Annotated in this window: 12 protein-coding genes; 5 read left to right on the forward strand and 7 right to left on the reverse strand. The window is 63.8% G+C overall.

What is annotated here, in order from left to right; translation table 11 throughout:
• Window positions 1-87: 87 nt before the first annotated feature.
• Window positions 88-921, reverse strand: coding sequence for a YdcF family protein (locus tag E5S69_RS20935; RefSeq protein WP_171516545.1), 834 nt, complete (start codon window positions 919-921; stop codon window positions 88-90).
• 438 nt (window positions 922-1,359) lie between these two features.
• On the opposite strand from E5S69_RS20935, the gene E5S69_RS20940 reads away from it, so the two are divergent.
• From E5S69_RS20940 to E5S69_RS20950, 3 genes are read left to right on the forward strand one after another with little or no spacing between them, the layout of a single operon-like run.
• Window positions 1,360-3,096: an OmpA family protein gene (locus E5S69_RS20940; protein WP_236901395.1), complete on the forward strand. Its 1,737-nt coding sequence runs from the start codon at window positions 1,360-1,362 to the stop codon at window positions 3,094-3,096.
• A gap of 25 nt (window positions 3,097-3,121) precedes the next feature.
• A complete protein-coding gene (locus E5S69_RS20945; protein ID WP_171516547.1) occupies window positions 3,122-4,621 on the forward strand; it encodes a hypothetical protein in 1,500 nt (499 codons plus the stop codon).
• The gene (locus E5S69_RS20950) at window positions 4,566-5,489 is read left to right on the forward strand and encodes a hypothetical protein (RefSeq protein ID WP_236901396.1); all 924 of its coding nucleotides are present in this window, start codon (window positions 4,566-4,568) and stop codon (window positions 5,487-5,489) included. The genes E5S69_RS20945 and E5S69_RS20950 overlap by 56 nt, the downstream gene beginning before the upstream one ends.
• 118 nt (window positions 5,490-5,607) lie before the next feature.
• Here the strand turns inward: E5S69_RS20950 and E5S69_RS32440 are convergent, their stop codons facing one another.
• The 4 genes from E5S69_RS32440 to E5S69_RS20970 form a co-directional block, all read right to left on the reverse strand.
• Complete coding sequence (locus E5S69_RS32440) at window positions 5,608-6,327, reverse strand: hypothetical protein (RefSeq protein WP_236901405.1); 720 nt, start codon at window positions 6,325-6,327, stop codon at window positions 5,608-5,610.
• Window positions 6,328-6,627: 300 nt separating this feature from the next.
• Window positions 6,628-7,935 carry an MFS transporter gene (locus E5S69_RS20960; RefSeq protein WP_171516548.1) on the reverse strand — a complete coding sequence of 436 codons (1,308 nt, stop codon included), beginning with the start codon at window positions 7,933-7,935 and terminating at the stop codon, window positions 6,628-6,630.
• Window positions 7,936-8,059: 124 nt separating this feature from the next.
• Window positions 8,060-8,992: a 3-keto-5-aminohexanoate cleavage protein gene (locus tag E5S69_RS20965; RefSeq protein WP_171516549.1), complete on the reverse strand. Its 933-nt coding sequence runs from the start codon at window positions 8,990-8,992 to the stop codon at window positions 8,060-8,062.
• A gap of 73 nt (window positions 8,993-9,065) precedes the next feature.
• Window positions 9,066-9,848, reverse strand: coding sequence for an SDR family oxidoreductase (locus E5S69_RS20970; protein WP_171516550.1), 783 nt, complete (start codon window positions 9,846-9,848; stop codon window positions 9,066-9,068).
• Window positions 9,849-9,943: 95 nt separating this feature from the next.
• Here E5S69_RS20970 and E5S69_RS20975 point away from each other — a divergent pair, with 95 nt between their 5' ends.
• On the forward strand, window positions 9,944-10,726 hold the full coding sequence (locus E5S69_RS20975; protein ID WP_171516551.1) for a GntR family transcriptional regulator: 783 nt from the start codon (window positions 9,944-9,946) through the stop codon (window positions 10,724-10,726).
• 383 nt (window positions 10,727-11,109) lie between these two features.
• On the opposite strand, the gene E5S69_RS20980 is transcribed toward E5S69_RS20975, so the two are convergent.
• Window positions 11,110-11,298, reverse strand: coding sequence for a hypothetical protein (locus E5S69_RS20980; protein ID WP_171516552.1), 189 nt, complete (start codon window positions 11,296-11,298; stop codon window positions 11,110-11,112).
• A 305-nt stretch (window positions 11,299-11,603) separates the two neighbouring features.
• On the opposite strand from E5S69_RS20980, the gene E5S69_RS32665 reads away from it, so the two are divergent.
• Complete coding sequence (locus E5S69_RS32665) at window positions 11,604-11,735, forward strand: hypothetical protein (protein ID WP_272871732.1); 132 nt, start codon at window positions 11,604-11,606, stop codon at window positions 11,733-11,735.
• A 65-nt stretch (window positions 11,736-11,800) separates the two neighbouring features.
• Here the strand turns inward: E5S69_RS32665 and E5S69_RS20985 are convergent, their stop codons facing one another.
• Window positions 11,801-12,187: a DUF350 domain-containing protein gene (locus E5S69_RS20985; protein WP_236901397.1), complete on the reverse strand. Its 387-nt coding sequence runs from the start codon at window positions 12,185-12,187 to the stop codon at window positions 11,801-11,803.
• Window positions 12,188-12,249 lie beyond the last annotated feature (62 nt).

Genomic DNA, 12,249 nt, shown 5'->3' on the forward strand with positions numbered 1-12,249 from the left:
TCAAGACACTTGGCAACGGAACGATAGGCGGCTGATTGACACTTCGACATGCCCGCCGGTTGCCATCGGACTGGTCAAGTCGGTGCCTCAATACTCCCTCAGGATCCAACTGCTGATCGCCGCAAAGTACTCGCGCAACCAGGCATTGAAGCGAAGGTACAAGGGCGTTTCGGCGCCCACGCCGAATGCTTCGCTGAACCCCGCCTTGCGCGCAATGCCGACCGCCCGCCGCACGTGGAAATCGCTGGTCACCACCACAGTCGCCTTCCCCGGATCAACGCCCTGTTCCTCCAGCAACCGGCGGCTGAATAACAGGTTCTCCTCGGTACTCGTACTCCGCCCCTCGCGAATCACCCTGTCCGCTGCTACCCCACGCGCTACCAGGTAGTCAGCCATGATGTCCGCCTCCGTACACCGCAGGCCGAAGTCCTGTCCGCCACTCACAACCACCTTGGCCTCCGGCCATCGCTGCGCCTGTACCAACCCCTGATCCAGCCGCGCAATCAACGTTGGCGACGCCTTGCAGTTGGGCGTGCCTGACCCAAGGATGACGATCCCCCTAACCGGTATCACCGCCGGCACCGCGACGCCCATGCCGCCGCGGATGCCATAAAAGAACATCGCAACGGTGACCAGCCACGCGCCAAAGGCTATCCATCCCGCGCGCCAAAGCAACTGCCGCCGCCGATCCGCCTTCCGCCACCGGGCCACGCCGTCCCAGCACAGGGCTAGCAACAGGAAGGCGATCCCAATAGATCCTGGCAACACAATGCCGAAGTTGAATAGCCCCATTCCCATCAGTGCGACAGCGTCGCCAAGCAGGATGGCGCCAACCAGGGCCAGGGCTAGGCGGATCCAGCGCGCGCTTCGTTTCACTGCAGGGTTCTCCAGATGGTTGATTGATAGATTAGCCATCAGCATCCATCGCCAGATGGGACGAGGCGGTAACCAGGACCAGCCGACTTCACAAGGATATTGGCGGGGGCTGCAAATGCGGACACGATAATACCTGTCCGCTTGTGGTTCGCGCACAGGCGTTCCACCGTTGGCTCGCACCGCCATAGTCGCAACGCTGTGCCCGGCTGTTCGGTTCCTACCCCTCTGAAGCATGGCGTCTGGAGGGTTGGCACGAACACTACCGGCCACTAACATCGACCCCCGGGCCGATGCCTCGCCCTCTCTCCAATCCCCGTCCGCCGCACCCGCGGGCGGACCCCCTCAAGTTTCCCAAACGTCTGCCGATATTCACGTGGCGCCCCATTGTGCCTGTCATTGGATCGGGCAAGGCGCTCCAGGGAACAGAGGTCGATGCACAACAAGAGGAAGACGGTTGGCGGCCCACGCCGCGCGACACGAACGATGGCAAGGTCCGCCACACGCACGGTGTGGCGGTGGACCAGTCTGGCGGTTGCCTGTTCGATGGTTACTGGATGCGCAACCGCGCCGGGAATCTATCTGAAGGAAACCTTCGCCAGCGATGATCCCTGCTCCAATAACGCCCGCAATATCGGCATCGCGGCGGGCGTTATCGCCGGGGCAGTGCTTGGCAATGTCGTGGCGGGCAACAAGAAGGCCGGCACGCTGGTCGGCGCTGGGGTTGGCGCGGCGCTGGGCGGGCTGATCGGGGCGGACATGGATCGCCGCCGTTGTGAGGTGTCGCGCATTGCAAAGAAGCACGGTCTGGATGTCACGATGACAGACATCGCGGCCGACGGCAGTGCGATGGCGCCGGCATCGCGGGAGCGTGAACAAGGTGGCATGGGCATGTCCGTGTCGGTGCGCGACACCGGTACCGGCGGCAACGCCCAGTTTGCCTCCGGATCCAGCGCGCTTGCGCCGGAGGCCCGGGTTGCCTTCGCGGAGATCGCCCAGCAGTACGCCTATGCGGTGCGCGCCACGCAACTCAGCCCCAGATCCACGGCGCAGGAGCGGCAGGCGGTTGAGGCGCTGAAGTCGCGGCGCATCCTGCTGATCGGGCATACGGACGATACGGGCAGTTCCAGGCTGAACGCAGAGCTGTCGGAGCAGCGCGCGCGCGTTGTTGCCGCGGTGTTCCGCGATGCGGGCGTGGCGGAGGCGCAGCTTTATTACCAGGGCGCTGGGGAAACGATGCCGCTGGCGGACAATCGCGACGAAGCGGGGCGGGCAAAGAATCGCCGCGTTGAAATCGTCGATGTGACAGACGAAGCGGCCTTTGCCAAGTACCTCGACGCGCGCCGGCCGAACGTGGCGTTCTATCGCCAGTCTGCCGCGGAGCGAGTGCAGTCCGGCAAGGAAGGTGGTGAATCGAGCGGCGCCACCCAGGCGAAAGCGGCAGAGATGACTCGCCACAGTGACCAGGCGAAATCACAACCCTCCGCGCGCAACGCTTCGAACCGGCCGCCGCACCAAGGCGAGCCGCGTAGCGATGCTGGAAAGGCGCGAGCCGATGAACGGCCAGCGATGGCCTCCAAGGCCCCCCCAGCCGCGCCGACCCCAGCGCAGAAGAAGGATTCCGCGCCGCAGGCGCGTACGGCAAGCACTCCGTCGATTGATTTCGGTGGCACGCCTTCGGGCCGCAGCATGATGGCGCCAGATCTCGGCAAGCTCGATCGGCCTGGCGGCTTCGCGCTGATCTCCTCTGCGGTAGCCGACACGCCGCTGGCTCGCTGCGACCAGGACCGGCCACGCGAGGCACGCGCGGTGAAATCGCTCAGCGACGACAAGGCCTATCGCACTGCTGATTACATGCCCGGTCTGTACAACACCATCTGGACCGATACGGTCAATGGCCATCTGGTAGCGCTGAAAGGCGTGGCGGTGTTGCGCGACGGGGGCGCGCCGGCGCGCCGCCCTGAAGTGCTGGTCTATCGGGACTACCACGAAGCAAAGCAGAACCCGGATCTGCGCACCGAGGCACAGGTGAATACGTATCGTGGCGACAAGGGCCTGCTCTATCGCGTGTTCGTCAACAAGGCACCGCTGCAATGCCTGGACATCGTGATTCCGCACGCCTCGCCTGACCAGGCGCGCGGCTCGTGGCTGCGCTACGACAAAGACGGCAATAGCTACTCCGCCGCATTCAATCCGCGCATGGCGGCGGGCGGCAAGATCTGATTAACGAACGATAAAGATCAAGACAATGAGTCAATGGATCAATGACAACCTTGCGGCGCTGAACTCGGCGCTCGCGCTCGCGGCGTTGCTGGTGGTGTACCTGGGCAACAAGTTTCGGATCGACTTTGCATTGATGAACCTCTGGTACAGCCTGCCGCTAATCGGCAAGATCGCGCGGCTGTCCCGCGATACGACGCGCTTCGCCAAGGACAAGTCCTGGACGTTGTCGGAACGCACGCTGTGCGATGCCTACAAGCAGTTCATCCATTTCACCACGGAGGAAGAGTTCAACAAGCGGCTGACCTATCTTTCCAAGGCACATGACCTGGGGCGCTCGCCGACGCCGGGATGGATGATGGGGCTATTGTGCGTGCTGGTGCTGGCGGAAGGCCTGGGTTTCTCGTACATGCTGGGCACGTGGATGGCCGGTGAAGGCGGCAGCGAAAACGCGCGCCAGTTGCTGATGTGGGCAATCGTGTTCGTGCTGTGCGTGATCTTTGTGTTCGTGATGCACAGCGCCGGCCACCAGCTCTATCGCAGCAACCTGATCGCCAAGGCCGACTCGGAGTGGCGCGGCGAAGGCCAGCCAGGCAAGTTTGCCAGCCACAATATCAAGCTGAACGACCCGCAAGAGAAAGACGACGCTGAGCCCGAGTACAAGCAATGCGTGAACCGTGTGGGCACCACTCGTAGCTATTTCATGGTGGGCGTGGCGGCGGTCATCATCGTCTTTGTCTCGGTCGTTTCTACCGTAATGCGTGTCAAACACCTGGAAGCCGAGCGTACCGCGCAAACCGCGCTCGTCTCCGAAGCGCCCGCCGCGGGCAATCCGTTCGACAAGCTCGGCCAGTCGCTGCCTGACGAACTGCGCCAGGCACAGCAGAAGGCCGACGACAAGGCCATGGCCGACGGCCATGCCGCTTATGCCGACGAAGGTCTCGCTGCCTTCCTGATGCTTGCATTCATCTTTGCCATCACGCAGTTGGTTGGCATTGCGGGCGGCTACAAATGGGGCTTCGCCGGTAAGGAAAGCAAGGCGGCCTACCGCGGCACGCGCGGGTTCTCAACCTATGATGACTACCTGGCATTCTTCACGCCGCTGATGCAGATCGCTCAGTCGAAGCTGCAGACCTTGCAGCAGAAGATGAGCGAACGGCGCGCCAACGATGGTCTGCGGCTCGAACATACCTTTGACGACTACCTGATGGATGCGCGCGTGTCGCGCTCGCGCGTCACCGCTGCCGGCGGTGCGCCGCAGGCCAGCATTCCCTCGGCCGCTGAAAACCTCACCGACACTGCAAGCGTGCTTGCGCGCATCGACGCCATGACGGCTGCCGGCCGCAAGGCGGATGCAGTGGCGTTGCTCCAGAGCCTGCCGGACCCTGTGCGCAACGACGTCACTGCGAGCCTTGCTGAGCGCAAGGCGGCACAGGAGGCCGCCCGACTTGCCGAGGAGCAAGCCCGCAAGGATGAAGAAGAACGCAACAAGGAGGCCGAACGTGCACGCCTGGAAGCCCTTCTCTGACATGGCGAACGTGGCCGCCGCAGGCATACGGCAGGGGGTGGCATGGCTTGCAGTGGCTACCACATTGCTGTGTGGACCCGCTCTGGCCGCGCCCGACATGCCTAGTTGCTATGCCGCCAACCAGCTCGGCGTGCCGGCATCGGCGCAGCGCGCGCTGTTCCTGATGATCGACCAGACTACGGTGTTGGACGACAAGCTAGTTGCGGACCTGGGTCGGCATCTGCAGAGCCTGCTGAAGCCGGGCACGACATTCCGGGTTTACAGCTTCTCAGCCTATGCACAAGGCCGCTCCCTGCAGCAGTTGGCGGCCGGAACGTTGGAGGCACCGCTGCTTGACCGGTCAGTGCGGGATGCCACGGCGGTCAGGACGTTGAAGAGCTTGGATGCCTGCCTGAAGTCGCAATACGCTTACGGAACCCGGCTGGTGGCAGACTCGGTTAGGGAAGCCCTGCACGGAAGCAGCGAAGCGCTGGCCCGCTCTGACGTGCTTGCCAGCATTGCCGCGGTATCGCAGGCAGTACGAGAGGGAGCGGCGCAGCAGAAGACAGTGCTGATCGTGTCAGACATGCTGGAGAACTCGTCGATCTCGAGCTTCTACAGCCAGGAACGCATGCGGCAGATCGATCCTGCGCAGGAGTTGCGCAAGGTCGAGAAGGCGAACGTGCGGGCGGACTTTGGCGGGGCGTCCGTTTATGTGATGGGCGCTGGAATTGTTCCAGAGCCAAAGGGCGCGCGAAACGCAGCGGCCTCCTATCGTTCGCCGCAAAGTATTGAGGCGTTGAGGGTGTTCTGGGAGAGCTTTTTTGTAAGAAGCAATGCCCGGCTTGACGGATTCGGTGCTCCGGCGTTGCTGACGCCGATTCGATAGCGACAACGCGGCGCTGGGGGTTCGCGCCGACTCCAGCGAAGATTACACCGCGGGGGCTCCAGGTTGGTCGGCGTGGCAAGCGGGGCAGGAATGAAGCGTTGCCAAACCAACGCGGCACCTAGTCAGCCCGCTCCTCCATGAACGCCGTAATCGCAGCCATTTCTTCCTCTATTGCCTGCGCCAGGCGAAACTGTCCTGCCAAGTCGTTATAGAGGTCCTGCGATACCGACCCGTAACGAGCCGAGCTGCTCAGCGTCCGGTTAAGCGCTTCGGATCGGGAGCGTGCCAGCTTGAGCTGCGGTTCCAGCTGCTTCATCCGGCTTTTCAGTGCTGCGGCGTCCAATCCAGCGAGCTGCGGGAAGTTGCCGCGGTAGTCCATGTACCTGTCGTCATAAACGGTCCGCCACCGCAGGTAGCCCCACATCTGCCATAACTCCCGGCCACTGGGCTGTTGTGGCAGCTGGTCGGTGTAGGCCGGATCCTTCAGCGCGGCGTCGACGGACTGGCCCCTGGCTTCGCGTTGCCGCCTGAGGCGATCGTGTGTCTGCAGCAGCGCCTGTTCGTCGGCGCTCAATGGCAGTGGCGGCGGTATGCCGACCTTGGCCGTCATCGGGCCGATCATCGCGGGCGCAGGTTCCTTGCGGGCAGCGGGTTTTTTTTGCGGCGACCGCATCGAGTCTGTCCTGACGGCGACGATGCGCCATTCAAAGAGTTCGGAGATGGCTTCGCGGCCAATCCAGGCTTCGATGGCCAGCTCGCCAAGCGGATCAGCGCCATCCAGCGCATAGAGGCGGTGAAGAGGAGAAAACAGGTTTCGGAACAGCGCGGCGGCATCCATAGCCGTTCGATGAAAACTAGTGGCGGCAAGATCGCCATTAGTTCCACAAAACGATACGGAACGCAATCAGAGAAATTATGATCAGATTTGGTATTTTTCTTGATCGGCTACCGCCTGGTTCCTGTGCCGCGTGATGTCAAGGCGGCCGAATCGGGACTATTCATGCCGCAAAGCGAACGATGGGTTGGGCCGGCAGTAGCCGATCATCACCACGGCACGGGATTAAAGTCTCCGAATAGTCCTAGATTTGCGCTTGGCCAGTCCCCCTTCTCCCATAGAGGAACCGTCGCCTTACCACCGTCAGCGCTCCTGCCCCTGCCTCAGAAACGGTGCCACCGCGCAGGCCACCAGCAGCATTGCCGCCATGATGATCAATCCATTGCGCGTGCTCCCGGTCGCCTGTTCGATCAGACCCATCACCGACGGCCCGATGAACCCACCCACCAGCCCGCAGGTATTGATCAGCGCCAGCCCGCCCGCCAGTGCCACACCTTTGAGCCGGGACGAAGGAAACAGGAACACGATCGCCTGCACCACGAAGAACATCAGCGCGGTCAGCGAAAATCCCACCAGCGCCATCACCGGCCCGGCGAAGGCGGCAATCAGCAGGCCGCCGGCCATCACCACCAGGCCCAGGCAGAGCAGGCGACGGCCGCGCCGTGGGGTATTGGCATGTCGGGGCAGCCATGCGGCGCCGATGGCGGCGGCGATCCAGGGCAGCGAATTGAGCATCCCGATCTCCACGGGCGTGAGCTTGCCGTAAGTGCCGATGATGCCCGGCAGGAAGAAGATCACCGTGTAGATCGAGATCTGGTGGCAGAAGTAGATGAAGATCGCCAGCCAGACCTGCGGGTCACGCATGGCGCCCAGGAATGAGTGACCGCCTTTGCCGGTGCTGGCATCGGCGGCTTCCGCGGCCAGCCGGCTGCGGACGGCCTGTGCCTGGGCGGGCGTCAGCCATGGCGCGCTGTCCGGGCCGTCGGGCAGCTTCTTCCAGACTACCGCGGCCAGGAACACCGCGGGCAGGCCTTCGAGCACGAACATCCATTGCCAGCCTTTGAAGCCCCAGATCCCATCCATGCCCAGCAAGGCGCCGCCGAGCGGGCCGCTGACGATGTTGGCGATACAGACGCCGAGCAGGAAATAGCCCACCGCCCGCGCGCGATCCTCGCGGCCGAACCAGTACGTGAGATAGAGCATCACGCCGGGAAACAGCCCCGCCTCGGCCGCGCCCAGCAGCACGCGCATGATGTAGAAGGAGGTCTCGCCCTGGACGAAAGCCATCGCCGCGGACAGCAGGCCCCACGTCACCATGATGCGCGTGATCCAGAAGCGCGCGCCGACCCGATGCATGATCAGGTTGCTCGGGATCTCCAGCAGGGCATAGCTGAGGAAGAACAGGCCCGCGCCCAGGCCGTAAGCCGCGGCGGAGATGTTCAGGTCGACCGCGATGTGGGTCTTGGCGAGGGCAATGTTGGTGCGGTCGAGAAAGCTGATCACATAGGACAACACTAGCAAGGGCATGAGCTTGCGGAACAGCAGTGCGGTCAGCGGGCGATCGGTCGGCGCGGCCAGCGGCGGCGCGCCTGAGGCGGGTACGGTTTGCATGAGCGTAGTCTCCATCGGCGGATACGGTGCTATGCCCTGAGGCCGCGCATTAGCCGTTCTGCCTGGTTGGTGTCTTCAGTGTTGGCGGGATGGGTTGGGGCCGCGCCATGGCGGCCCCGCTGGTTCAGAACGCGGTGCCTGCCGCGCCCTTCAGGGCGAGGATGTCGCGGGCTTCGTCCGGCGTTGCCACGTCAATGTTCAGCGCTTCCAGCACGGTCCGGATGCGCGTGACCTGCTCGGCGCTCGATGCCGCCAGCTGGCCCGGACCGATCCAGAGCGAGTCCTCCAGGCCCACGCGCACGTTGGCGCCCATGGCCGCGCCGATGGTGGCGAGCGGAAGCTGGCCGCGGCCTGCGCCCAGGATCGACCAGCGGAACTGGTCGCCGAACAGGCGCCGGGCGGTGCGGTGCATGTGCATCAGGTCTTCCGGATCGGGGCCGATGCCGCCCAGGATGCCGAATACGGACTGGATGAACACCGGACCGCTGACCAGGCCACGGTCAAGGAAGTGCCGCAAGTTGTACAGATGGCTGATGTCATAACACTCGAATTCGAAGCGCGTGCCGTTGGCATTGCCGATGCGCAGGATGTTCTCGATGTCCTGGTAGGTGTTCTTGAAGATCAGGTTGCGGCTGTTCTCCAGGTGTTCGCGCTCCCAGTCATGCTGGAATTGCTTGAAGCGGTCGAGCATCGGGAACAGCCCGAAGTTCATCGAGCCCATGTTCAGCGAGGCCAGCTCGGGCTTGAAGGTAGTGGCCGGCAGCATGCGCTCTTCCACCGTCATGTGCGGGCTGCCACCGGTGGTGATATTGATCACGGCATTGGTCTCGGCGCTGATCCTGGAAAGGAACGGCCGGAACAGCTCGGGGTCCTGCGACGGGCGCCCGTCCTTCGGGTCGCGGGCGTGCAGGTGCAGGATGGCGGCGCCTGCGCGTGCCGCGTCGATGGCGGCTTGTGCGATCTCGTCGGCGGTCACCGGCAGGTGGGGCGACATGCTCGGCGTGTGGATGGCGCCGGTCGGGGCGCAGGTGATGATGGCTTTGGCTCGCTTGGCCATGGTGATTCCTTGATGGGGTTGGGTCGGAGGGCGGGCCGCGGATATCCGGCGGCCCCGCGATGCGCCGGGCGCGCTAGCTGAGCGCCTGGGTCAGGCCGTCGACGACCATTTCCTGGCCGTGCACATTGGCGGCCTGGTCGCTGCAGAGGAAGCGCACCATGTTGGCGATGTCGCGCATCGTCACCATGCGCTGCAATGCCGCCTGCGACGTGTAGTTGCGCGTCACTTCCTCAAGCGGCTTGCCGAGGGACTCCGCCTTCGCGGCAATGACGGCGCGGATACGCGGGCCGTCGACCGCGCCGGGCAGCACCGTGTTCACGCGGATGCCATCCGCGCCCAGTTCCAGCGCCAGCGATTTGGTAAAGCCCACCACGGCCCATTTCGACGCGGAGTAGGCGGAACGGCCCGGCATGCCGAGATGCCCGGCCGCGGAAGACAGGTTGACGATCGACGGCGAGCGCCCCTGCCGCAGGCGCGGCACCGCGGCGCGGGCGCACAGGAACTGGCCGGTGATGTTGACGGCAAGCGTGCGCTCCCAGTCGGTCAGCGACAGGGTTTCGATACCACCGGTGGGGCCGGCAACCCCGGCATTGTTGACCAGCACGTCGAGCCCGCCAAAGGCGCCATCCACCGCCTGGAACAGCGCCTCGACGTCGTTTTCCTTGGACACATCGGCCCTGATTGCCACCACGCCGGGCAGCTGGGCCACGACGCGTTCGAGGCTGTCGCCGGCCACGTCGCACACCGCAACGCGGGCGCCCGCCTCCACCAGGGCGCGCGTAATCTCCAGGCCAATCCCGTCCGCGCCGGCGGTCACCAGTACGCGCTTGCCGGCGAGCGATTCATCCTTCCACATGATTCCAATCTCCTGGGAACAGGCCAATGCCTGCCTTCCGGACGAAGATTAAAACTGTGATCACAGATCAAATATAGAGAATAACCCTATGTGCTATGCTTGGCGGCATGCCCCTGAATGACCTTGTGACGCCCCTTGTCCGCCAGACGCTCAGCCGAGACGTCTACACACAGCTGCGCGACCTGCTGGTCAGCGGCCAGATGATGCCGGGCGAGCAGATTTCCCTGCGCAACATCGCCGCCGCACTGGGCGTCAGCGTCATGCCGGTACGCGAAGCGGTGCATCGGCTGGTGGCCGAGCAGGCCCTCGAACTCACGCCCAACCGCGCGCTGCGCGTGCCGCGCATGAGCGTCAGCCAGTTCGAGGAAATCACGAAGATCCGGATCGAGCTCGAGGGGCTCGCCACCGCGACCGCGGCCGAGCGCATCACCGATGAGGAACTGAAGCAGGTACAGGCGCTGCACCGCCGCTTTGCCGACGAGATGGCCAAGCGCAATCCGGACGGCGCCGATGTCATCGCCGCGAACCAGGCCCTCCACTTTGCCGTCTACGCGGCGGCGCGCATGCCGATCCTGTTGCAGATGATCGAGTCAACGTGGCTGCGCATCGGCCCGATTCTTAACCACGACCTGCGCTCCGGGTCGCGCCGCGTGGAAGAGCGCGTCGCGGTCAGGCATCACGACAACCTGGTCGCAGCGCTGCGCAAGCACGACAGCGCGGCGGCATGTGCGGCGCTGCGCGGGGATATCGAGAGCGCGGCGGCTTATATTGTTTCGGCGGGGGTGCTGGTCAATACGGACAGGACCGAGGATGCGGCAGCCACGCTGGTGCCCGTGAAGCGGGCTGCGAAGGCAGGGCGTGCGGCGGTGAAGCGCTGATCAGCGCGGTGGCCGTGAAGCGGTTCAAGGCACGCCAGCACCCGATCGCGTCTGGTTCCGGCTATCGCTATCGCTCAGGACGATTCTGCGACAACACCCAAAGCATGGCGCCGACAGCCTCGGTCTGCGTCCGCGTAACCTGAGCTGGACAGATCCGTTGGACCTGAACTTCACCACCAGCGTGGAGTATGACCACTAAGGCGATGATGTGATCCGCTGCACGGCCTGGCTGCCTGATACGCAGCCAAGCCGTGGGCGGCTGATCTTTCCCTGACTTCTTGGAGACCTCCGCGACTTGCCTGTCTCCATGCCAAATTTCGAATACGACGTTCTATCGATCAGGTGGGCTGGTAATGAAAGCTCTTTCACTTTTTTCGATGGTCTTAGGACGTCGCGTTGACCTGCTGGCCGACCGCGGGCGCGGCCGCGCATCCGGCATTGAGCGGGTTGTTAGCAGCCGGCGGTCCGCCGCCACTGCCTTCGTCCGGATGCTCTGAAGCGCCCCCGCAGGCTGCCAACAGCAAGCTGGTCAGGCCCATCGCAACCAGCGTGGCATTTCGCTGCGTCTGCATATCCGCTCCCCTTTCTTAGTCCTGGTAGGACACGGAGAAACCGCCTGCCGGCGAGCGCGTAGGGAAGTTGGTGGGCTTCATCAGCCCCCGACTGAGGCATGCGCCGGGCACGGCACGGCGCAGGGATGGCGTTATGCATGGATCCATTGCAATTGGCTCAAGTGTGTTTTTGATTTCCATCATTCCGCTGATTCGGAATGACAGACTGAGCCTATTGAATCTGCGCTAGTGCAGGGATGGGCGCTATCCGATTCTTCTGCGGAAAATGCCTAATGAGATCGTGAAATCCCGGCTCGGCATGCGCTATGTCTTTGGACTTGGGAGAAATCGAACTGAGCTACACCGGCGACGTGGCCAAGGCGCCGGGCGAAGTAAGCGGCGCCCACTGGCGTCCTGGCAAGGACACCCAGTGGGTTGCAGCGTCCCGTCGTCAGTAACTTCCAGCGCTTGCTTGTTCATGCCGCAGCAGCGGCTCCGGGATGCCGGAATCGCGCCTACTGCCTCACGTCAAACAAGCCGCATTCACAACCCCCACCGCCAGCGAAATCACCCCCATCACCGCCCCCATCCCGCGGTTATCGCTGGAAATCGCCTCGCTGACACCGCCCAGCGCCCGCGCGGCCACCAGGTAAGCCACCACCTGCACCGCAAACGCCCCGAACGCCCACAGCAAGAACATCGCAAACGTAGCGTTGTGCTGGATGCTCGACGACAGCGTCAGCGAGAACCCGAGCACCGCCCCGCCCAGCGACAACGCCGCCGCGACGTTGCCCTCGCGGATCAGCGTGAATTCCCGATGCGGCGTGACCCGCGTATAGACCAGCAGGAACAACCCCAGCATGCCGAAGCTGGTGACGATATAGATCAGGTAGGCAAGCGCCGGGTGCATGGTGTTGACCATTGGATGGACTATTGTCAGGGTTCAGGTAGGTGGGACGACAAGGCGGTCAG

The organism is Cupriavidus necator, assembly GCF_013141915.1.
Lineage (GTDB): Bacteria > Pseudomonadota > Gammaproteobacteria > Burkholderiales > Burkholderiaceae > Cupriavidus > Cupriavidus necator_B.

Bases quoted from the DNA above. Each gene is read 5' to 3' on its own strand.
- E5S69_RS20935 (WP_171516545.1), bottom strand. From the start codon at position 921: ATGCTGATGGCTAATCTATCAATCAACCATCTGGAGAACCCTGCAGTG.
- E5S69_RS20940 (WP_236901395.1), top strand. From the start codon at position 1,360: ATGGCAAGGTCCGCCACACGCACGGTGTGGCGGTGGACCAGTCTGGCG.
- E5S69_RS20945 (WP_171516547.1), top strand. From the start codon at position 3,122: ATGAGTCAATGGATCAATGACAACCTTGCGGCGCTGAACTCGGCGCTC.
- E5S69_RS20950 (WP_236901396.1), top strand. From the start codon at position 4,566: ATGAAGAAGAACGCAACAAGGAGGCCGAACGTGCACGCCTGGAAGCCC.
- E5S69_RS32440 (WP_236901405.1), bottom strand. From the start codon at position 6,327: ATGGATGCCGCCGCGCTGTTCCGAAACCTGTTTTCTCCTCTTCACCGC.
- E5S69_RS20960 (WP_171516548.1), bottom strand. From the start codon at position 7,935: ATGCAAACCGTACCCGCCTCAGGCGCGCCGCCGCTGGCCGCGCCGACC.
- E5S69_RS20965 (WP_171516549.1), bottom strand. From the start codon at position 8,992: ATGGCCAAGCGAGCCAAAGCCATCATCACCTGCGCCCCGACCGGCGCC.
- E5S69_RS20970 (WP_171516550.1), bottom strand. From the start codon at position 9,848: ATGTGGAAGGATGAATCGCTCGCCGGCAAGCGCGTACTGGTGACCGCC.
- E5S69_RS20975 (WP_171516551.1), top strand. From the start codon at position 9,944: ATGCTTGGCGGCATGCCCCTGAATGACCTTGTGACGCCCCTTGTCCGC.
- E5S69_RS20980 (WP_171516552.1), bottom strand. From the start codon at position 11,298: ATGCAGACGCAGCGAAATGCCACGCTGGTTGCGATGGGCCTGACCAGC.
- E5S69_RS32665 (WP_272871732.1), top strand. From the start codon at position 11,604: ATGTCTTTGGACTTGGGAGAAATCGAACTGAGCTACACCGGCGACGTG.
- E5S69_RS20985 (WP_236901397.1), bottom strand. From the start codon at position 12,187: ATGCACCCGGCGCTTGCCTACCTGATCTATATCGTCACCAGCTTCGGC.